Annotated in this window: 20 protein-coding genes and 1 pseudogene; 11 read left to right on the forward strand and 10 right to left on the reverse strand. The window is 70.4% G+C overall.

Annotation, left to right across the window (positions count from 1 at the left end):
- The first annotated feature begins 4 nt into the window (after positions 1 to 4).
- Both ACTWPP_RS32335 and ACTWPP_RS32340 read left to right on the forward strand, forming a co-directional pair.
- On the forward strand, positions 5 to 511 hold the full coding sequence (locus ACTWPP_RS32335) for a DivIVA domain-containing protein (RefSeq protein WP_443108173.1): 507 nt from the start codon (positions 5 to 7) through the stop codon (positions 509 to 511).
- 63 nt (positions 512 to 574) lie between these two features.
- Positions 575 to 1402, forward strand: a complete 828-nt coding sequence (locus tag ACTWPP_RS32340) for a DUF1963 domain-containing protein (RefSeq protein ID WP_443108174.1) — start codon at positions 575 to 577, stop codon at positions 1400 to 1402.
- 299 nt (positions 1403 to 1701) lie between these two features.
- Here the strand turns inward: ACTWPP_RS32340 and ACTWPP_RS32345 are convergent, their stop codons facing one another.
- The 3 genes from ACTWPP_RS32345 to ACTWPP_RS32355 all read right to left on the reverse strand — a co-directional run bounded on the left by ACTWPP_RS32345 (position 1702) and on the right by ACTWPP_RS32355 (position 3621).
- Positions 1702 to 2391, reverse strand: coding sequence for a hypothetical protein (locus ACTWPP_RS32345; protein WP_443108175.1), 690 nt, complete (start codon positions 2389 to 2391; stop codon positions 1702 to 1704).
- Positions 2388 to 3053 (reverse strand): ATP-binding cassette domain-containing protein, encoded by a 666-nt coding sequence (locus tag ACTWPP_RS32350; protein ID WP_443108176.1) that lies wholly within the window; start codon positions 3051 to 3053, stop codon positions 2388 to 2390. Before ACTWPP_RS32350 ends, ACTWPP_RS32345 begins: the two co-directional genes overlap by 4 nt.
- A 190-nt stretch (positions 3054 to 3243) precedes the next feature.
- A complete protein-coding gene (locus tag ACTWPP_RS32355; protein ID WP_443108177.1) occupies positions 3244 to 3621 on the reverse strand; it encodes a hypothetical protein in 378 nt (125 codons plus the stop codon).
- 189 nt (positions 3622 to 3810) lie between these two features.
- Here ACTWPP_RS32355 and ACTWPP_RS32360 point away from each other — a divergent pair.
- Positions 3811 to 3915 (forward strand): annotated as a pseudogene (locus ACTWPP_RS32360) (IS5-like element IS711 family transposase); the annotation flags it as partial.
- A gap of 325 nt (positions 3916 to 4240) precedes the next feature.
- Positions 4241 to 4672: an HIT family protein gene (locus tag ACTWPP_RS32365; protein ID WP_443108178.1), complete on the forward strand. Its 432-nt coding sequence runs from the start codon at positions 4241 to 4243 to the stop codon at positions 4670 to 4672.
- A 365-nt stretch (positions 4673 to 5037) separates the two neighbouring features.
- On the opposite strand, the gene ACTWPP_RS32370 is transcribed toward ACTWPP_RS32365, so the two are convergent.
- Together ACTWPP_RS32370 and ACTWPP_RS32375 are read right to left on the reverse strand one after the other, a co-directional pair.
- Positions 5038 to 5304 carry a type II toxin -antitoxin system TacA 1-like antitoxin gene (locus ACTWPP_RS32370; protein ID WP_443108179.1) on the reverse strand — a complete coding sequence of 89 codons (267 nt, stop codon included), beginning with the start codon at positions 5302 to 5304 and terminating at the stop codon, positions 5038 to 5040.
- 88 nt (positions 5305 to 5392) lie between these two features.
- On the reverse strand, positions 5393 to 5854 hold the full coding sequence (locus ACTWPP_RS32375; protein WP_443108180.1) for an Lrp/AsnC family transcriptional regulator: 462 nt from the start codon (positions 5852 to 5854) through the stop codon (positions 5393 to 5395).
- Positions 5855 to 6012: 158 nt separating this feature from the next.
- On the opposite strand from ACTWPP_RS32375, the gene ACTWPP_RS32380 reads away from it, so the two are divergent.
- From ACTWPP_RS32380 to ACTWPP_RS32405, 6 genes are all read left to right on the forward strand, one after another.
- Positions 6013 to 7446 (forward strand): gamma-aminobutyraldehyde dehydrogenase, encoded by a 1434-nt coding sequence (locus ACTWPP_RS32380; RefSeq protein ID WP_443108181.1) that lies wholly within the window; start codon positions 6013 to 6015, stop codon positions 7444 to 7446.
- A 35-nt stretch (positions 7447 to 7481) separates the two neighbouring features.
- Positions 7482 to 8633, forward strand: a complete 1152-nt coding sequence (locus tag ACTWPP_RS32385) for an ABC transporter ATP-binding protein (RefSeq protein ID WP_443108182.1) — start codon at positions 7482 to 7484, stop codon at positions 8631 to 8633.
- Entirely contained in the window at positions 8630 to 9874 is a 1245-nt protein-coding gene (locus ACTWPP_RS32390; RefSeq protein ID WP_443108183.1) for a polyamine ABC transporter substrate-binding protein, read from the forward strand. Before ACTWPP_RS32385 ends, ACTWPP_RS32390 begins: the two co-directional genes overlap by 4 nt.
- A complete protein-coding gene (locus ACTWPP_RS32395) occupies positions 9874 to 10737 on the forward strand; it encodes an ABC transporter permease (RefSeq protein ID WP_443108184.1) in 864 nt (287 codons plus the stop codon). Before ACTWPP_RS32390 ends, ACTWPP_RS32395 begins: the two co-directional genes overlap by 1 nt.
- Positions 10734 to 11564 carry an ABC transporter permease gene (locus ACTWPP_RS32400; RefSeq protein WP_443108185.1) on the forward strand — a complete coding sequence of 277 codons (831 nt, stop codon included), beginning with the start codon at positions 10734 to 10736 and terminating at the stop codon, positions 11562 to 11564. The genes ACTWPP_RS32395 and ACTWPP_RS32400 overlap by 4 nt, the downstream gene beginning before the upstream one ends.
- A 171-nt stretch (positions 11565 to 11735) precedes the next feature.
- Positions 11736 to 13145, forward strand: a complete 1410-nt coding sequence (locus tag ACTWPP_RS32405; protein ID WP_443108186.1) for an NAD(P)/FAD-dependent oxidoreductase — start codon at positions 11736 to 11738, stop codon at positions 13143 to 13145.
- Positions 13146 to 13172: 27 nt separating this feature from the next.
- On the opposite strand, the gene ACTWPP_RS32410 is transcribed toward ACTWPP_RS32405, so the two are convergent.
- On the reverse strand, positions 13173 to 13691 hold the full coding sequence (locus ACTWPP_RS32410; protein ID WP_443108187.1) for a PH domain-containing protein: 519 nt from the start codon (positions 13689 to 13691) through the stop codon (positions 13173 to 13175).
- Between the two features lie 126 nt (positions 13692 to 13817).
- Between ACTWPP_RS32410 and ACTWPP_RS32415 the strand changes: the two genes are divergently transcribed.
- Positions 13818 to 14489, forward strand: coding sequence for a hypothetical protein (locus tag ACTWPP_RS32415; RefSeq protein WP_443108188.1), 672 nt, complete (start codon positions 13818 to 13820; stop codon positions 14487 to 14489).
- Here ACTWPP_RS32415 and ACTWPP_RS32420 read toward each other — a convergent pair.
- The 4 genes from ACTWPP_RS32420 to ACTWPP_RS32435 form a co-directional block, all read right to left on the reverse strand.
- On the reverse strand, positions 14450 to 15670 hold the full coding sequence (locus tag ACTWPP_RS32420; RefSeq protein WP_443108189.1) for a hypothetical protein: 1221 nt from the start codon (positions 15668 to 15670) through the stop codon (positions 14450 to 14452). The two genes, ACTWPP_RS32415 and ACTWPP_RS32420, sit on opposite strands and share 40 nt — an antisense overlap.
- A 175-nt stretch (positions 15671 to 15845) precedes the next feature.
- The gene (locus ACTWPP_RS32425; protein ID WP_443108190.1) at positions 15846 to 16739 is read right to left on the reverse strand and encodes a transporter substrate-binding domain-containing protein; all 894 of its coding nucleotides are present in this window, start codon (positions 16737 to 16739) and stop codon (positions 15846 to 15848) included.
- Entirely contained in the window at positions 16727 to 18256 is a 1530-nt protein-coding gene (locus ACTWPP_RS32430; RefSeq protein WP_443108191.1) for a hypothetical protein, read from the reverse strand. The genes ACTWPP_RS32425 and ACTWPP_RS32430 overlap by 13 nt, the downstream gene beginning before the upstream one ends.
- The gene (locus ACTWPP_RS32435; RefSeq protein WP_443108192.1) at positions 18253 to 19173 is read right to left on the reverse strand and encodes an FHA domain-containing protein; all 921 of its coding nucleotides are present in this window, start codon (positions 19171 to 19173) and stop codon (positions 18253 to 18255) included. Before ACTWPP_RS32435 ends, ACTWPP_RS32430 begins: the two co-directional genes overlap by 4 nt.
- Positions 19174 to 19175 lie beyond the last annotated feature (2 nt).

Raw genomic sequence — 19175 nt, forward strand, 5'->3', positions numbered from 1 at the left:
GCCGGTGAAGACGGGTACGCGGCTGCCGGTCGTCTTGCGGGGCTACGACCGTAACCAGGTGGACGCCCTGCTGAGAAGGATCTCGCAGGCGCTGAACGGCGGACCGCGGATGTCCGCGAACGAGGTGCGGGAGACCCGCTTCGACGTCGTCCTGCGCGGGTACGAGCCCCGCGCCGTCGACGAACTGGTGCGCGAATGCATCAGGGAACTGCAGGCCATGGCGCCGATGGGCGAGCGTCCCGGCCGTCCCCGCGCGCAACCGGCATGGCTGATCAACTGGATCCAGAACGCCCGCTTCTCGGGCGCGGGCCTGCGCTCCGGCTACGACGTCCGGGACGTGGACGCGTTCCTGGACCGCATCGTCGCCGGCCTGCGCGGCATAGCCCCGCCGGTGACCGCCCGCGACGTGCGGGAGAGCGCGTTCCGCGTCGTCCGCCTCGGGCCCGGCTACGACGAGCAGGAGGTCGACCGCTTCCTCCTGCAGCTCGCGAGCGCCCTCGAACGCCACTGACGAAGTTATCCACAATTCCGCCGAGCACCGCGGCCCGCCGCCCCTCGGCGTCACGCTACGTGCATGGAACACTTCGCGGCGCACTACCGCCGGCTCCGGTCCCTCCTGGCCGTCTTCCTGACCCCCGAGATCATCGCCGCCTTGCTCCCCCTGACCAGGCCGGCGCTGAGGCTCGGCCCCGGGGGCGACGTGCCCGTCCACCTCGGTGGCGCCCCGATGCTGCCGCCCGGCGAGCCCTGGCCGAGGTGGGACGGCCGCCCTCTCGACTTCCTCGGCGCGATCGACTTCGCCGACCTCGCCCGCTTCGGTGAGATCGCCGGTGTTCCGTCGTCCGGCAAGGCCGCGTTCTACTACGCCAGCGAAACCCCCCGTCCGTGGGGCGACGCGGCCACGCAGCGGGACGGCTGGCGCATCTTCACCGGCGACCTCCGGGGAGCCGGCCCGCCACCGGGCGCATTGACATATCCCCGGACGCGCCTGCACGCCACCCCGTTCCTCTCCCTGCCGTCACAGCAGGAACCAGCCGTGCGCCGCCTGGAGGCCGCCTACACCGGCTTCCTGTCCGTCTACGAGCAACTGCACGCCGCCTGGTCACAGCACAGTTGGCCCGACGACATGCCCGCCCACCAACTGGGCGGCTGGCCGGCCCTCGTCCAGCGTCCGATCGGCCCCGACTGCCTTTACGCCTCGACGGGCCGTCCCCTGGATTCCCCTGGCCCCCCACCGCTGTCCCCGGACGAGCAGCGTGCCGTAGAGGAGTGGCGCCTCCTGCTCCAACTCGACTCCGACCGCCGTCTCGGCTGGTACTGGGGCGACCCCGGCCGCGTCTACTTCTGCGCTCGCCCAACCGACCCCCTGGAACAAACCTGGCTGACCCTGCAAGCCACATAAACGGGCAGCGCGCCCCGCCCCCCGCGAGGCACAGGGAGGCCGGGTATGGGGCCGGGGTCAGGGCCCGCCGTCGGCCACGAAGAGGACCACGCGCTCCTGGGCCCGCACCCTCGGCGCCCTGCCCGGTCAGGTCGTGGGCCCATCCGGGACAGGGCGACCGGGTCAGGGTGCGGTCCGGGGTGCAGGGGCGGCCGGGGTTGGTTCTCGATGCCCTGACAGGGCGCTGGTGGTGGATGAATCTGGGTCTGGGCGTGCCGCGTGCTGACGTCGAATTCCCTTGGGCCGCTCGTGGCCGCGGGTTAGGGGCGATGGCGGGCGGCCGCGATGTAGGCGGCGCCGACGACCGCGGACCAGAGTGCCAAGTGGAGGGCGATGGAGGGGAAGTCCGAGATGAACTCGCGGGGGCCGTCATGCGCTGCGCGGAGCCACTCGATCATCGGGACGGAGAGCCAGGCGAACCGTCCGATGCCGAGGAGCACCAGAGCCGTGACAGCGCCCAGAAGCACCAGCAGGGAGACGCCGGGATCGGGGATCAGAGCACGGCTCGTCCACGCGCCGACCAGTGTGGCCGGGACGGCGACCAGGAAGTTGAGCGCACAACCCACCAAGATCGCGCGCCCTGGCGAACCCACCTGAATCGCCTGCATGAGAGGAACCGCCAATGCGGCGACGCCCAGGCATAGGTTCACGCCGTAGGCCGCGAACAGCCCCGCCCACATGGGCATGGAAGAGCGGCGTGCCGCGGTGGCCGTCAGTGATCGTTGTTCGTCCGGCTGCGTGTCGAGGAGGGCGCGCGCCGCCCAGGCCCAAATGGGGAACATGAACGCTGCCACGTCCCCGAGCGTCCCGACGGCGAGGTCGGCGGCGTCCGGCCCGCCCGGCCCCTGGATCAAGACCAGCACCACGACCAGTGCCACGACGATCAAGGGGTGCAGAACGCGCAGCGAACGGAGGTAGCCCGCGACCTGGAACCGGACGAGCGCGATCATCGCTCGGGCCTCCGCACCCGGTAGCCGTCCGCGCGCAGCTTGGTCTCCACGGTATCGGCCTCGTCCTCGGGAACCTCGACCTCCAGCAGGGTCCATGGGGCCCCCGCGGAGGCCAGTCGGGTCACCGTTCCGTCGGCCACATGCAACCGGTCGATGCCCGGGAGGGCTTCGGTGCAGCGCTGGTGGTCGCTGACGACCACGGTGGTGCCTCCGGTCGCGAGTTCGGAGATCAATTCGGGCAGCGCGTCGCGTGTAGCCGCGTCCAGGCCGGCGAACGGCTCGTCCAGGATGAGGAGACCCGGGTCGCCCATGAGGGCCTGCGTGAGGCCGACCTTCTGCGCGCTGCCCTTCGAGAGCTCGGGAAGCCGCACATCGAGGAGGTGATCGCAACCGAGCCGCTGCACCCATGTGCCGACGGCGTCCGCGGGGACACGGCGGATCGCGGCCATGTGGCCGAGGTAGGTGCGGACGGTGAACGGCTGGTCCACCGGGAAGCGCTCGGGAGCGTACCCCACCCGGCCGGGCCTGTCCTTGACGACGCCCCTGCGCGGCCTGCGCAGGCCGGCGATCACGCGGAGCAAGGTGGACTTCCCGGCGCCGTTGCGTCCGGTCACCTCGGTCACGCCGCCGGGAGGAAGCGACAAGGTGACGTCCCTGAGCACCCAGGGGTTCCTCCGGCGGTAACGAAAGGCCACACCCTCCAACCGCATGAGACCCGGAGGGTAGCGCCCCACGCGTAAGAGCCCCGTTAGGCAACGTGTCCCAGCCGCTGCCGCGCACATCCCCCCGCCGTCGCCGACCTCAGCTTGCGGGTGAGTGCCGTCCCCCGGATGCCCGGCACAGCAGTGCGGCCTAGGCCCGACCCTCCTTACTCCATCTGCAGCTGACGTTCTTGCTCTCCGACGCCCGGAACGTGCAGATCCTGAATTGGACGATCTTCCCGTCGGGAATGTTGATGCTCTTGTCCACGCAGACGCCGTTCGCGGTGGTGTCGTCCAGATGACCGACGTTCTCCCAGACGGTAAGGCCAGGATCGCGGTAAACCACGTACCTGATGTACATCCGGGCCCGCAGGCCATCCAGCTTGAGATCGCAGACCTGGAAGGCTTCGCCGGTGGAGGTGAACTTACCGCCGGCGCCCATGTCCACGCTGTAGGCCGGCGGGATGTCCGTGCCGGCGTGCGCCGGGGACGCGGAGATGAGGACGGCGGCCAGGCCGATACCGGCCACCGACAAGACTTTACGCAGCAAAGTGATCCTTCCTCGCTTTTCTTTCGCGGACGGACAGTGTTGACCGTCCGCTCAACCCCGTCGACGGCAACCGAGAACACGCAGTCACATGAGAGGCGTCGACAGAATCAGCGGGCGAGGCGGCGGCACGCCGGCCCGTGGGTCGAACGCCTCGCCGTGGACGGAGAAGCCCCCGGCCGATCCCGGGGCGGGCTGACCAGCAAGATCCACCTGGCGGTCGACCGGCGGGGCCTGCCGATGCCGATCCTGCCCACCCCGGGCCAGGTCGGCGACAACCCGCAACCGCTGCCCTGCTGGAGTTGTGGTTGCCTTCCGCGCGCGGGGCCGTTGGTGGCAGGGCGGGCTGTACAGGGCTCTCGCCGGGCACGGAATCTGCATCTGGTCGCGAGCCTCAGGCGCTATCCCGGTTGGTGCCATGTGCCGTCCTAGGACGGGACGTTCCCGGCAAGCACGGGTGTCTGGACGCCGGGTGTGGTCGAGAATGGCCCGTCCTAGCTGGCCGCCACGTGTTCGTGCATCGTGAGTGACGGGGGTGTTGAACGGTGCGGTCGGTCGAGCGGGGGGGCGGGGGTCGGGGGAGATGGGGAGAATGGGCGGCATGGGTGGTGCGACGGGGTGTGTGTTCTGCGAGATCGCTGAAGGGGAGCGGTCCGCGCATGTGGTGATGGACGCCCCGGACGTGGTGGCGTTTCTGGATACGCGGCCGCTGTTCAAGGGGCACACGCTGCTGGTACCGCGCATGCACTTCGAGACGCTCACCGATCTGCCGGCCGAATCGCTCGGCTCGTTCTTCGGGCATGCGCAGCGGCTCGCGGCCGCGATGGAGGCGGTGCTCGGTGCGGCCGGGTCGTTCGTCGCCATGAACAACCGGGTCAGTCAGAGCGTGCCGCACCTGCATGTTCATGTCGTCCCGCGCAACCGGAAGGACGGGCTCCGCGGGTTCTTCTGGCCGCGTCAGAAATATGAGTCGGATGCCGAGGCCGCCGAGTACGCCGCGCGTCTGTCCGGGGCCCTCGCCGACCGCGCATGATCGCAGGGGTGTGACCGGTGTCCGCCGCCCTGACCCGTGGCGCCACCGTCGGATCCCGGGCGATCGGGCTCTTCGGGTGTGCTTCCCACGCGGGTGTTCGGGCCGCTGCCGCGGCTGCTGATCGCGCTCGGCAACGCCCTCACCCCCGGCGTTTCCGTCCCCGATCGGGGTGTTCGCGTGGCGGTGATGGTGTCGGGTCATGGTGCGGGCGAAATCGGGGGCGCCACCAGCGGCTTACGGCCACTTGGGTTCGATGGCTCACGCCGATGACTACGTCACCACGACGCCCCTGACGGACATGATCCGACAGCATCACCGCCACGCCGGGGCCTGGGCCCATGGTGAGGGGCGACTGCCCGCGTGGGTCAGGTCAGGGCCAGTAGTAGGGCTACGTAGGGATCGGTCGAGTCGGGATCGGTGTCGGCGGGGGCCGCGGCCTCCACGGCGGCGGCGTGTTCGTACAGGTCGCGTTCGGCCCGGTCCAGGGCAGTGGACAGGACGTAGTCGGTGACCGTCCAGCCGATCAGCTCGGCCGCCTTGCGGATCACGAGGATCTGTTCCGCGGATATCCGGAAGGCGATGTGGTCGTCGGCTTGGGTGGCGGGAAGGTCCTGGCGAACCGACTCAGACATGGCCGGTCTCCTTCCTTGCGGCATCTCAAAGTACGCCGGGAGGTCTTGTCAGGACATCCCCACTGAGAAGGAGAATCGCCGGGTGTCGTCAGCGGGTGCCCCACGAGTAGGTCTGTTTGCGCAGCTTGAGGTAGACGAAGCTTTCGGTGGAGACGACGCCCGGGACGGCGCGGATGCGGCCGAGGAGTTCGAGGAGTCGTTCGTCGTCCTCGCAGACGAGTTCGAGGAGGATGTCGAACGAGCCGGCGGTGATGACGACGTAGTCGATCTCGTCGAGACCGGCGAGCTCGTCGGCGGTCTTCTCCAGGTCGCCCTCGCATTTGACGCCGATCATCATCTGGCGGGAGAAGCCGAGCATGAGCGGGTCGGTGACGCCGACGATCTGCATGACGCCGGTGTCGAGGAGTTTCTGGACGCGCTGGCGGACGGCGGCCTCGGAGAGCCCGACCGCCTTGCCGATGGCGGCGTAGGAGCGGCGGCCGTCCTGCTGGAGCTGCTCGATGATCTGCTTGGCGGTCTCGTCCAGCTGGACGCGGGATGCGCGTTCCATCGGTGGTCTCCTAGCTGCGGCATCGAGGGTGTGAGGCGGTTGAGTCAAGTGAATCAGTCGCGAAACTGGATCGTAACAACGGAATCACTTGTACTGGAGGGCATCCTCTGTCAGGGTCGGGCCAACAGGACACGGCGGTGCCCAGAAGGGACCTGAGTATGAGTGGCGAGCGGCTGCGCAACTTTATCGGCGGCGAGTACGTGGACGCCAAGGGCGCGCGGATGCTGGAGGTCGCCGATCCCAGTACCGGCGAGACGTACGCGGAGGCGCCCGTGTCCGGTGCCGAGGACGTCGACGCGGCGTTCCGCGCGGCCGCCGAGGCGTTCCCCGCCTGGCGGGACGCCACGCCGGGGGAGCGGAGCCTCGCGATGCTGCGGTTCGCCGACGCGGTGGAGGCCCGGGCCGAGGAGATCGTCGGGGTGGAGAGCCGGGACACCGGCAAGCCGCTCCAGATGACCTTGGACGAGGAAATGCCGGCGATGGTGGACAACCTCCGGTTCTTCGCGGGCGCCTCGCGGGTGCTGGAGGGCCGGGCGTCCGGCGAGTACATGGCGGACCATACGTCTTCGGTCCGGCGGGAGCCGGTGGGCGTGTGCGCGCAGGTGACGCCCTGGAACTATCCGATGATGATGGCGGTCTGGAAGATCGGGCCGGCGTTGTCGGCGGGCAACACCGTCGTGCTCAAGCCGTCGGAGACGACGCCGGCGAGCACTCTGATGCTGGCCGAGATCGCGTCCGGGTTCCTGCCGCCCGGCGTGTTCAACGTGGTCTGCGGCGACCGTGGGACGGGACGGGCCCTGGTCGAGCATCCGACGCCGCAGATGGTGTCCATCACCGGGAGCGTGCGGGCGGGGATGGAGGTCGCCGCGTCGGCGGCCAAGGACCTCAAGCGCGTCCATCTGGAGCTGGGCGGCAAGGCTCCGGTGGTCGTGTTCGATGACGCGGACATCGAGTCGGCGGCGGCGGGCATCGCCGAGGCCGGGTACTTCAACGCGGGGCAGGACTGTACGGCCGCCACACGTGTACTGGTCGCCGAGCGGCTGCACGAGGATTTCACCGAGGCGCTCACTGAGGCGGCCAAGGGAACCGTGGTCGGTCCTCCGAGCAACACGGACGCCTTCTACGGGCCGGTGAACAGCCAAGGGCAGCTCGAACGCGTCCAAGGCTTCATCGACAGGGCGCCCGGCCACGCACGGGTCCTGACCGGTGGTGAGCGTGTCGGGGACCGTGGCTACTTTTTCGCGCCGACCGTCGTCGGGGGCCTCAAGCAGGACGACGAGATGATCCAGGACGAGGTGTTCGGACCGGTCATCACCGTTCAGAGCTTCTCGGACGAACAGCAGGCCATCGAGTGGGCCAACGGCGTCGAGTACGGCCTCGCCGCCAGTGTGTGGACGCAGAACCACGGTCGCGCCATGCGCATGAGCAAGGCCCTGGACTTCGGCGCGGTATGGGTCAACACCCATATCCCGCTGGTGTCGGAGATGCCGCACGGCGGCTTCAAGCACTCCGGCTATGGCAAGGACATGTCGATGTACGGAATCGAGGACTACACCCGCGTCAAGCACGTCATGCACTACATCGGCGGCTGAGTACTGCCGAACCGAGTCCGTGAAGGAACCCGGCCATGACCGAGACCCAGCCCGCCCCGGTACGTGACGACCAGGAGCGCGCAGTTCCCGCCATCGAGCTCAGGGGAGTGGAGAAGGCGTACCACGCCTATGGCGAGACCGTGGCAGCGGTCCGCGGCGTCGGCCTGACGATCGCGCAGGGGGAGTTCTTCTCCATGCTCGGCCCGTCGGGCTGCGGTAAGACGACGACCATGCGCATGATCGCCGGCTTCGAGGAGCCGACGGCCGGCGAGATCTACCTGCACGGGAAGAACGTCACCGGTGTGCCCCCTAACCGGCGCGACGTGAACATGGTGTTCCAGTCGTACGCGCTGTTCCCGCACATGAGCGTCTTCGAGAACGTCGCGTTCGGTCTGCGCCGGCGCGGCGTCCCGAAGCCGGAGATCACGCGGCGGGTCGCGGAGATGCTCGACATCGTCGACCTGGCGGGACGGGAGCGGCGGCGTCCCACCGAGTTGTCCGGTGGCCAGCAGCAGCGGGTGGCGCTCGCCCGGGCACTGGTGAACGGGCCGAGCGCCCTGCTGCTGGACGAGCCGCTCGGCGCGCTGGACCTGAAGCTCCGCCAGGCCATGCAGGTGGAGCTGAAGCGGATCCAGCGGGAGGTCGGCATCACGTTCGTGTACGTGACGCACGACCAGGGCGAGGCTCTGACGATGTCGGACCGCATCGCCGTCATGAACGACGGGCTGATCGAGCAGCTGGGCACGCCGAGGGAGATCTACGAGCATCCCGCGACGCGGTTCGTGGCGGGGTTCATCGGGACGTCCAACCTGCTCGGCGGGGAGGTCACCGAGACCGGTCCGGGGACCGCGGTGATCTCCCACGGGCCGGAAGGGCGGATCGAGGTGCCGGTGCGGGACGGCCTGGACGTCGCGGCGGGGGAGCGGCTGGAGCTGACCGTCCGTCCCGAGAAGATCGGCATAGGGACGGCGAAGCCGAAGAACGATCTGTGCGGCGTCCGGGGGACCGTGACCGAGGTCGTCTACCTCGGGACGTCGACGAACTACAACATCACCACCTCCGCGGGCGCCGACGTCGTCGTGTTCCTGCAGAACGCCACGTCCGCCGACGACATCGCCGTGCGCGGCGACAGTGTCTGGCTGTCGTGGGATCCGCGCCACTCGTACGCCATAGGAGCCCCCCAGTGAGCCACATCGACCCCGCTTTCCTGCGCGGACTCACGCGGCCGCGTTCCGCGTTCTCCGGGGCGTCCCGCCGGGACGTCCTGCGGCTGATGGGCGCCGCGGGCGCCGGACTCGCCCTGTCGGCCTGCGGTGTGGAGGGGCAGGGCGGCAAGGAGAAGGTCAGCAGGAACGACGTCCAGGAGTTCTGGGCGGGCAAGGCCAAGAACGGCAGCCTGAACTGGGCGAACTGGCCGGGCTACATGCAGGACGACCGCGAGACCATCAAGGCGTTCGAGAAGGAGACGGGCATCAAGGTGACCTACAAGGAGGTCATCCAGGAGATGGGCCCGTGGTTCGGCAAGATCCAGGCGCCGCTGGCCGCGGGGCAGTCCATCGACTTCGACCTGATGGTCATGACGAACGGGATCCAGCTGGAGAAGGCCCGCCAGCTCGGCTACCTGGCCCCGCTCGATCATGCGAGGCTGAAGAACTTCGCCGCGAACGCGGGGCCGCGCTTCAAGAACCCGTCCTACGACCCGCGCAACACCTTTACGATCCCGTACGAGTCGGGCATCACCGGCATCGCCTACAACACGAAGTACGTCAAGGACGAGATCACCGGCATCGCCCAGCTGTTCGACGCCAAGTACGAGGGCAGGGTCGGCATGATGGGCGACTCGCAGGAACTCGGGAACTTCGGGATGTTCCTGCTCGGCATCGACCCGGAGAAGTCGACGAAGGCCGACTGGGAGAAGGCCGCCGCCAAGCTTCGCGAGCAGCGCGACAGCGGGATCGTCCGCAAGTACTACAGCCAGGACTACGTCGACGCCGTCAGCAAGGGCGACGTGTGGCTGACGATGGCGTGGTCGGGCGACGTCTACAGCCTGACGAGCCCGGACGTGAAGTTCGTGGTGCCCGAGGAGGGCGGCACGATCTGGACCGACAACATGTGCATCCCGAAGACCGCCGAGAACCCGGTGGACGCGCTGACCCTGATGGACTGGCTCTACGTCCCGGCGAACAACGCGCCGCTGACCGAGTACATCAACTACATGCCGCCCGTCCCGGCGACCCAGCAGATCCTCGCGCAGAAGGCCGCCGAGGCGACGGGCGACGAGAAGAAGGACCTGACCAGGCTGAGCACCAGCCCGCTGATCTTCCCGACGGAGGCCGACCTGGCCCGATTGCGGCACTACCGGCGGCTCACCCGGGCGGAGGAGGCCGAATACCAGAAGATCTTCGAACCGATCTCCAAGGGCTCGTGATGGGGCGAGCACGGGGGCGGCTCGCGCCGTACCTCATGATCCTGCCGAGCGGGCTGTGGCTGGCGGCGTTCTTCCTCGTCCCGATGGTGCTGATGGTGTCGCTGTCGCTGCAGACGGGGAACCTCATCGACGGGTTCCGGCAGACCCTGCACTGGCAGAACTACACCGACGGCCTCAGCACCTACGGCGACAAGTTCGTACGGTCCCTCTGGTACGGGCTGCTCGCGACGGTCGCGTGTATCGCGATCGCCTACCCGGCCGCGTACTGGATCGCGTTCCGCGGCGGGCGCCACAAGTCGACGTACCTGTTCCTGCTTCTGCTTCCGTATTTCGTGTCGTTCATCCTGCGGACGGTCTCCTGGAAGCTCGTGCTGACCGACAACGGCCCGATCCTCGGACCGCTGCGCAACCACGGGCTCCTGCCGAAGGACTTCCACCTGCTCGACACCGGCGTCGCGGTCGTGTCCGGGCTCGCCTACAACTTCCTCCCCTTCATGCTGCTTCCGATCTACGTGGCGCTCGAACGGATCGACCCGCGCGTCGTGGAGGCCGCCTACGACCTGTACGCGAGCCGCGTCCAGGCGTTCACGCGGATCATCCTGCCGCTGTCGCTGCCCGGCGTGTTCGCCGGCGTGATCATGACGTTCGTGCCGGTCTCGTCCGACTACGTCAACGCCGAGGTGCTCGGCGGCCCGCAGAACACCATGATCGGCAACGTGATCCAGACGGAGTACTTCAACAACAGCGCCTACCCGACGGCGTCCGCGCTGTCGTTCACGCTGATGGCGATCCTGCTGGTCGGCATCTTCCTCTACGCGCGCACCCTCGGTACGCAGGACGTCCTGGAGGCGGCGAGACGATGACGACGACCCTCCGCAAGGCCCAGGCGGAACGTCCCGCCGCGCCGCGACGGCGCCGCCGGATCTCCGGCCTGCACCTGTACACGCTGCTGCTGATCGCGTGGCTGATCCTGCCCATCGCGATCATGATCCTGTTCGGGTTCAACGACATCCAGGGCAAGCAGAACTTCCGCTGGCAGGGCTTCACGCTCAAGTGGTACGCGCAGCTGTTCGACAGGAGCGACCTCACCACCGCCGTCATCAACTCCCTGACCATCGCGCTGCTCAGCACGCTCATCACCACGGTCCTCGGGACGTTCGCGGGCCTCGCGCTCGGCCGGTACCGGTTCCGCGGCAAGGGCTCGACCAACCTCCTGCTGTTCATGGCGATCTCCTGCCCGGAGATCGTGATGGGCGCGTCGCTGCTGTCGATGTTCGTCACGTTCAACCTGCCGCGCGGCTACCTGACGATCCTCGTCGCGCACGTGATGTTCTCCATCGCGTTCGTGGCCGTGACCGTCCGCGCCCGCGTCGTCGGTCTCGACCCGGCGGTGGAGGAGGCGGCGCAGGACCTCGGGGCCGGTCCGTGGACGCGGTTCCGGCTCGTCACGCTGCCGATGATCATGCCCGGGGTGCTGGCGGGGGCGCTGCTCGCGTTCGTGCTGTCCATCGACGACTTCATCATCACCAACTTCACCAGCGGCGCCACGGTGACGTTCCCGCTGTGGATCTACGGTTCCACCAGGACGGGCACCCCGCCGCAGGTCAACGTGATGGGGACGCTGATCTTCGCGGTCGGCGTCGTGATCGCGGTCGCCTCGGCGCGGCGCACCTTCCGCGCGTCCCGCTGACGGCCGGCGCGGCCGCACGGCGAAACGGCGCCGCGCCGAAACGGCGGTGCGGCGGGACGGTGGTGCGGCAGGGCGGCGCGCGCGGCGGGACGGCGGGACGGCGGTGCAGCGATGCGGCGGGACGGGCGCGGGACAGGGCGGGGGAGTCATCGTGGGGGATCGGGGGACGACGTGGACGTGGTGAAGGCGCTGGCGGACGCCGGCCCGGAGCCGTTCTGGCTCCAGGACCCGGCCCGTCCCGACGCGGGCCCGGCCCTGGCCGGTGCGCGGACGTGCGACCTCGCCGTCGTCGGCGGCGGGTACAGCGGCCTGTGGACGGCCCTGCTCGCGAAGGAACGCGACCCCTCCCTGGACGTGGTCGTGCTGGAGGCCGGGCGGGTCGGTGACGCCGCGTCCGGACGCAACGGCGGCTTCTGCGCCGCGAGCCTCACCCACGGCCTGGAGAACGGCCTCGGACGCTGGCCGGACGACATGCACACGCTCGAACGCCTCGGCTGGGACAACCTGCGGGGCATCGCCGACACCCTGGTCAGGTACGGCCTCGACGCGGACTGGGAGCCCACGGGCGAGATGAGCGTCGCGACCGAGGAGTGGCAGGTCCCCGCGCTCGAAGAGGAGGCGGAGAAGGCGTACGAGTTCGGCTGGGAGCCCATTCTCCTCGGCCCCGACGCCGTCCGCGCCGAGGTGGACTCGCCGACGTTCCTCGCCGGCCTGTGGGACCGCGACGCCGTCGCGATGGTGCATCCCGCCAAGCTCGCCTGGGGCCTCGCGGACGCCTGCCGTTCCCTGGGCGTGCGCGTCTTCGAGAACACCCGCGTCACGGGCCTGCGCCCCGACGGCGGCGGGCTGCGGCTGGCCGCCGAGCACGGGACGGTCACCGCCCGGCGCGTCGCGCTCGGCACCGGCCCGTACCCGTCGCTTCTGAGGCGCGTGCGCGGCTTCGTCGTCCCCGTGTACGACTACGCCCTCGTCACCGAACCGCTCAGCACCGGCCTGCGCGAGGCCATCGGCTGGCGGCACCGGCAAGGCCTCGGCGACAGCGCCAACCAGTTCCACTACTTCAGGCTCACCGCGGACGACCGGATCCTTTGGGGCGGCTACGACGCCGTCTACCACTATGGCAACGGCCTACGTCCCGAGCTGGAACGCCGCCCCGCGACGTACGCGACGCTCGCCAAGCACTTCTTCAGCACGTTCCCGCAGCTCGAAGATGTCCGCTTCACCAACGCGTGGGGCGGTGTGATCGACACGTGCAGCCGCTTCTGCGCGTTCTTCGGGACGGCCTACGACGGCAGGCTCGCGTACGCGGCGGGCTACACCGGCCTCGGTGTCGGAGCCACCCGCTTCGGTGCCGACGTCATGCTCGACCTTCTGCACGTCGGCCTGGCGCCCGGCGAGGAGACCGAGCGGACACGCCTGAAGATGGTGCGCTCCAGGCCCGTCCCGTTCCCGCCGGAGCCGTTCCGGTACGGCGTCATCGAACTGACCCGCCGCGAGATCGCCCGTGCGGACCGCAACGCCGGACGCCGCGGGCTCTGGCTCCGCACCCTCGACCGCCTGGGCCTCGGCTTCGACTCCTGACCGGGGTCGCCCCGGGGGGACGCCCCGTCAGTCCGGGGACTCGTCGATGGTGCCGAAGATGACGGACGAGACCTCGAGGTAGAGCTGCTCCGGGTACGGCATGAACCCGATGTTGCGGAGCGCCTGCTTCTGCCCCGCGGACTCCGTGAGGAACTCTCCGTACCCGAGCATCCGCCCGGTCATGGAGCGGTTCAGCGTGATGTCGGTGACCTTGGACAGCGGCATCATCGCGACGCTGCGGTTGAGCACCCCCTTGATCACCATCACCCGGTGCTCGGTGACCAGGAAGAACTCCAGCGACCAGGCGACGACCTTCCACAGCAGGTAGCCGATCGTGAGCAGCCACAGCCACCAGATCCACATCAGGCCGGCGACCGCGCCGACCGCGCCGCACGCGACGAGCCCGGCGACGACGATCGCGACCGGGGGGATCAGGACCGCCGGGTGGCGGCGGACGGCGATGACACGTCCCTCGTGGGACATCAGGTACTTGTCGACGGTGCGCGACGAGTTGTCGTGTTGCACCATCATGTCCTGCAGATTCACGGCGGCGTCCTCGTCATGATCCGGTTGGTCCAACGGTAGCCGACGCGGTCGCGCCGCCGCAGCGGCCGCGCGGTAAGGGATTCGGGGCCTTGTCGAAGGGGGAACCGGCGGCTGATGATGATCGACATGGACGGCGTCAGGGAGCCCGTGGACGGACCGCACGGCCAGGGGGACGCGGGCGGGCCGCACGGCGCGCGGGGGTCGCGGGGCGAGTTCGCGCCGGACGTGACGGGACGTCCCGTCTGGCGGCTGCTGCTGCGGGGCCTCGGCGTCTACCTGCCCGGCTGGGAGATGCCGGCGGGCGCGCTGCGCGTCCGGGACGGCGCGGCGGACGGGTTCGGGCCGCCCGCGTACGTGAACGGCGACGCCGGGTTCGGCGTGCAGGTCCCCGACCGGCGCAGGGGGCTGGAGCCCGACCGGGAGATCTACGTCCGCGGCCGGGAGGACCCGAGCTTCGGCATCGTCGTCGCGGGCCCGGCGGCGGCGATCGGCAGCCGCGTCGTGGACGCCCGGGTGCTGATGCGGTTCGCGCGGCGGCTGACGTTCGACGAGCTCCTCGACACCGGCGACGCCGACTCCGTCCCGTACGCGGTGCGGGGGGCGCGGGCGGTGGAGAACGCGGTGTTCCTCGACCGCGCGGCCGGGATCGGGCTCTGCGCCGAGGTGGACCCGGTGACGCGCGCCCTCACCTGCCCGCTGTACGTGCGGCTCGGCGGTCCGGCGGAGCGGACGGTGCGCGCCTACGGGGCGGCGCAGCCCTACGGGGCGGCGGCCCAGCCGGTGAGGTCCCACAGCTGATGGGACGGCAGGCGCCGCAGCCGGACGGTCGCGGCGGCCGGGTCCCAGAACACCTCGTCGCTCTCCAGTTCCAGTGACTGCGCGGCGGTCAGCACGGCGCACAGCAGCTCTTCACGCGTCCGGACGGCCATGAGCGGGCCGATCTGCGCGACGGCGCCGGAGCACTCCGACAGCGTCCGCAGCAGGGCCTTGAGGGCCGCCTCGTCCTCGGGCGGACGGGCGGGCTCGACGCCCGGTGGGACGCCCGGCTCGACCCGTGCCAGCCCGCGCCTGGTCCCGCCGCCCGGCGGGCCCTCCTGCAGGCCGTTGCGCAGGCCGTTGCGCGGAAGGTCGGCGCCGGTCGATATGAGCAGCGCGCTGAACGACCCCGCGAGGTCCTCGGCGGCCTGGCCGCCGAGGAAGTACCGGCGGCGTTCGGGGGAGCCGGGTACGGGCCCGTCGGACCCCTCGGCCGTGCGGAACCGGACGTTCAGCCGGCTCGCCCGCACGCACCGCTCGTACATCTCGCCGAGGATGTCGTCGAGCTGGTCGTCGCGCGTCCACAGCCGTCCCGTGGCGGTGACGGCGTCGCCGTGGGCGCGGGGACGGCCGGTGAGCGCCGCCGTGACGGTGTCGTCCAGCTCGCCCTCGGTGAACTGCAGCAGTTCGGCGACGACGTCCTCGACGTCCTCCAGCGTCCGGGTGAGGGTGCGCTGCAGCGCCAGGATCTCCTCGCCGCCGCGTTCCAGGCCGGCCAGCCGGTCGAGGGCGGTGTCGACCTTGCCCTCGACCTCGTCGCCGCCCGCGCGGGTGACGGCGCGCACCGACGTCTCCACCTCGGTCAGCTTGCGGCGCAGCGCGGCGAGCGTGATCCGCTGCTGCTCCAGGTCGCGCAGCCGGCCGGCCTGGGTCCGCAGGAAGTCGTCGGCCTGGTGGACGAGGCCCGCGAGCTCCTCCACCTGCCCGGTGTTCTGCCGGAGCCGGGTGTCGAGCGCGGGCAGCACGTCCTGCTTGACCCGCGACAGTTCGGCGGTGAGCTGCTCGCCCACCGTGACCAGGACGTTGTTCTGCTTGGTGACCTGCTCGTTCAGCTCGTCGATCCGGCGGGAGAAGGCGTTCGACTGATCCCGGCTCTGCTTGCCCGCGTACAGTTCGAGCGCCCCCACCACGACGCACATCACCACCAGGATGACCGTCGTCATTGCACTCCTCGGGCGTGACGGTGATTACCGGACCGGGTTTTGATCGCGACCATAACTTACGATCACGCGGGCCGACCGGAACTTACGTAACCGACTGATCTCAGTGACCAGCCGGTCTCACCGGCCCTTCTCACGCCATTCCGTGAGCAATTCCATGCCGTCGGTGACGGCCGGTTCAGATGCAGCCTTCGAATTGCGGGACGGTGGTGGTGAGTTCCAGTCCGGTCGGTCCGAACCATCTGTTCAGCTGCAGCCGCACCGTGTCGTCCTGGTACATCTTCGTGATCGCCTCGTTCACGGCCTCGCAGCCGTCCACGTCGTCCTTCAGGAGGCCGACGCCGTACCGCTCGTCGGAGAACGGCGCGTTCACGAGCTTCATGTAGTCGCCCGTCCTGGCCGCCATCGAGGCGAGGCCCGCGAGGATCAGGTCGTCGGTGGACACGGCGTCGAGTTCGCCCGCGATCAGTTTGCCGAGGCAGTCGGTGTACCCCTTGGCCTCGACGGGCACCGCGGGGACGCTCTGCTCGGTGCGGACGCGGTGGAACGACTGCGACCCCGGGACCGTGCAGAGCCGCTTGCCGGCGAGGTCGTGCAGGTTCCGGATCGACGCGGGGTTGGCCTCGCGGACGAGAATGTCCTGGTGGGCGACGTAGTACGGCCCCGCGAACCCCACCTTGGTCTTGCGTTCGGGCGTGACCGAGTAGCTGCCGACGACGAGGTCGACCTGACCGGACAGGATCGCCTCCTCGCGCATCTTCGAAGACACCGGCGAGAACGACACCTTCCTGGCGGGGAACCCCAGATTCCTGGCGATCTCCTTGGCCATCCTGACGTCGAAGCCCTCGTAGGAGTCGTAGCGGCCGCTCTCGGCCCCGGGGATCTGGCGGCCCAGGCCCGGCTGGTCCGTCTGGACGCCGATGGCGAGAACGTCCTCGCGGAGGAGGGAATCCGCGGCGTCCGCGGTGCCGCAGGCCCCCGCGGCGAGGACCGGCGCCGCCACCAGTACCGCCGTCGCCGCCCGCCGCACCCGGCCGGCGGGACGCGTGGCCGGTCCCGTCACCTCGACCACCGGTACTCCGCGAGGCGGGGACGCACTCCGGCCAGCACGAGCAGCGCGATGACGACGCCCGCGGCGGGGAGGACGGCGTACCAGCCGCTCGTCCCGTCGTCACCGTCCTTCACGGCCTCGTCGAACTCCTTCTGGTGGATGCCGATCAGCTCCTGCAGGGACCGGTCGTACTCGGCGAAGTCCGCGGCGGCCGCACTGCGCGCGGCCACGGCCTGGTCACGTTGCCCGTTGTGGACGAGGTCCCTCATCCGCCGGTCGTTCGCCTGCACCTTCCGGTAGTCGCGCAGCACCTTGTTCAGGGCGTTCACCAGTTCGGCCCGCTGCTCTCCCGATTCCGTGGGCCGGTTGGCCTCGGTGCCGAGGAAGCCGAGGAACGGCGCACGTCCGGGCTCCCAGGAGATCTTGTTCTGCACGGCCTGGTTGTACTGGGTCAGGTTGCCCGCCTTCATGTACAGGACGGTCTGGGACTTGCTCAGATAGACCTGCTCGTACGCGTCGGCCCGCTCCGGGTCGAGGAGGAAACGGGTCTCGTCGGCGCTGGCGCTGTTGCTGATGGCGCGTGCCCGCGCGAGGGCCAGGATCGAGTCGAAGCCGTCCTCCTTGGCCTTGCGGAGATGGTCCGCCTGACCGGACAGCATGGTTGCGCCCGCCGCGACCAGGACGAGTGAGCCGAGCGTGGCCAGCGCCAGCGGAATGTTCAGGAGCCGGCGGAAGCGCCTCGACAGGTACAGCTGGAAACCGGCCAGGGTGACGACCAGGGCCAGCCCGATGATGATGATCCACGTGCGCCCGGAGAGGACCGCCGACCGCTCGTCCTCGTAGGTGTGCCGGACGAGGGTGCCGTTGTCGAGCGTGAGGTTGTACGCCTTGGGCAGCAGGTCCAGTTTCATCAGGTCGGTCGCCTGCCGGTAGAGGTCGATGACCTCCTTCGACGGCGGGCCGGACGCGCGGTCGGACTGCCGGTCCAGCAGCAGGGCCTGCCCGGCGAGGCGCTCGTAGCGGCCCAGCGCGTCGAGCACGTCGCGGGCCGTGTTCTCCTCGGTCCTCTCGTCGGCGAGCTTGGCCGCCTTGAGCAGCGCGTCGCCCGCCTTCAGCCGGTTGTCGTCGTAGCGGGCCAGCGCCTTCTCGCGGCCGCCGCCGGCCGCGCCGCCGATCAGCAGCGCGTTGGCGAGCTGGGCGTCCATGTCGGTGAGCTGGAAGTACAGGTCGCCGGTCGCGACGACCTGCGGGCCCGCGTCGTGCCCGATCACCCGCACGCCCTCGCGCGCGTTCGCGATCGCCGCCCACGTGACCGCCAGCAGCGCCACGAGCAGGACGATCGCGAGCGCCGTCAGCGTCCGGAGGTGCGCGGCGACCGTGCGGGGGAGCAGCCGCGCGACACCGGACGGCGGCGCGTCGGGGGCCCGTTTGAGCAGCGCCGTGGGACGCCGCCGGTCGGGCGGACCCTGCTGCGGGCCTGGCTGCGGGCCCGGGGCGGGCTGCTGCCCCGTCGCGGGAGCCGGCTGAACGGCGGTCATGTCGCCTCGCCTCGGGTGAGCGTGATGGTGGTCCAGGCCCCCACGTGGATCCGGTCTCCGTCGGACACCCGGACCTCCACGTTGTAGGGGATGGGCTCGGTGGACCCGTTCATGCAGGTCCGGTTGGTGGATCCGGGGTCGACCAGCGTCCAGGTGCCGTCCGGCTTGGCCAGCAGGACCGCGTGGACGTGGGAGACGCCGGGGTCCTCGGGCGGCTCGCGCAGATCGATCTCGGGCGGGGACGGCTGGGAGGAGCTGTGCCGCCCGATGCGGATCTGCGGCCCGGCGAGGGGGATCCGCCTCTCGGGCGCGTACGGCGGGAACGTGAGCGACGCCGAGTCGGGGCCCTCCTCGGCGATGACCCTGTCGTAGTAGTCGCGGTCGGCGGACACGACCGCCGTCCAGACCGTCCCGGGGACGGGCGGCGCGGGGATCGGCGGCGCCGGCACGGGGGGCGCGGGCACGGGCGGTGCCGGTACCGGCGGTGCCGGGACGGGCGGGGCGGGCACCGGCGGGGCGGGTACGGCCGGTTCCGGGACGGGCGGCGCGGGCATCGGAGGGTCGGGAGCGCGCCTGGGGTCGGACGGCCCCCGGCCGGGCCCGGCCGGCTGGGACGGGTATGCCGGCGCGGTCCTCGGCGTGGGCTTGCCGCCGCCCGTGGCGAAGTCGTAACCGCACGCCTCGCAGAAACGGTCGGTACCGGGCGTCCCGCAGTCCGGGCAGGCCGTCGCGCCGCCGCCGTCTCCGCCGCCCGGGTTACCGCCGGCCGGGTTACCGCCGGCCGGGCCGCCGGGCGGGGCAGCCGGGCCGGGCGAGGCGCCGGAGCCGGAGCCGGACGGGGCGGCGCGGATGCGCTCGCCGCAGACGTCGCAGTAGTCCGGCGACTGCGAGGTGTGTCCGTTGGGGCAGTTCGCCATGC

It is taken from the genome of Actinomadura sp. 3N407, assembly GCF_052245875.1.
Classification (GTDB): Bacteria; Actinomycetota; Actinomycetes; order Streptosporangiales; family Streptosporangiaceae; genus Spirillospora.

What these genes read in the sequence shown, in the direction of transcription:
- ACTWPP_RS32340 (WP_443108174.1), top strand. Translation starts at nt 575, where the DNA reads ATGGAACACTTCGCGGCGCACTACCGCCGGCTCCGGTCCCTCCTGGCC.
- ACTWPP_RS32345 (WP_443108175.1), bottom strand. Translation starts at nt 2,391, where the DNA reads ATGATCGCGCTCGTCCGGTTCCAGGTCGCGGGCTACCTCCGTTCGCTG.
- ACTWPP_RS32365 (WP_443108178.1), top strand. Translation starts at nt 4,241, where the DNA reads ATGGGTGGTGCGACGGGGTGTGTGTTCTGCGAGATCGCTGAAGGGGAG.
- ACTWPP_RS32370 (WP_443108179.1), bottom strand. Translation starts at nt 5,304, where the DNA reads ATGTCTGAGTCGGTTCGCCAGGACCTTCCCGCCACCCAAGCCGACGAC.
- ACTWPP_RS32375 (WP_443108180.1), bottom strand. Translation starts at nt 5,854, where the DNA reads ATGGAACGCGCATCCCGCGTCCAGCTGGACGAGACCGCCAAGCAGATC.
- ACTWPP_RS32380 (WP_443108181.1), top strand. Translation starts at nt 6,013, where the DNA reads ATGAGTGGCGAGCGGCTGCGCAACTTTATCGGCGGCGAGTACGTGGAC.
- ACTWPP_RS32385 (WP_443108182.1), top strand. Translation starts at nt 7,482, where the DNA reads ATGACCGAGACCCAGCCCGCCCCGGTACGTGACGACCAGGAGCGCGCA.
- ACTWPP_RS32395 (WP_443108184.1), top strand. Translation starts at nt 9,874, where the DNA reads ATGGGGCGAGCACGGGGGCGGCTCGCGCCGTACCTCATGATCCTGCCG.
- ACTWPP_RS32400 (WP_443108185.1), top strand. Translation starts at nt 10,734, where the DNA reads ATGACGACGACCCTCCGCAAGGCCCAGGCGGAACGTCCCGCCGCGCCG.
- ACTWPP_RS32415 (WP_443108188.1), top strand. Translation starts at nt 13,818, where the DNA reads ATGGACGGCGTCAGGGAGCCCGTGGACGGACCGCACGGCCAGGGGGAC.
- ACTWPP_RS32420 (WP_443108189.1), bottom strand. Translation starts at nt 15,670, where the DNA reads ATGACGACGGTCATCCTGGTGGTGATGTGCGTCGTGGTGGGGGCGCTC.
- ACTWPP_RS32430 (WP_443108191.1), bottom strand. Translation starts at nt 18,256, where the DNA reads ATGACCGCCGTTCAGCCGGCTCCCGCGACGGGGCAGCAGCCCGCCCCG.
- ACTWPP_RS32435 (WP_443108192.1), bottom strand. Translation starts at nt 19,173, where the DNA reads ATGGCGAACTGCCCCAACGGACACACCTCGCAGTCGCCGGACTACTGC.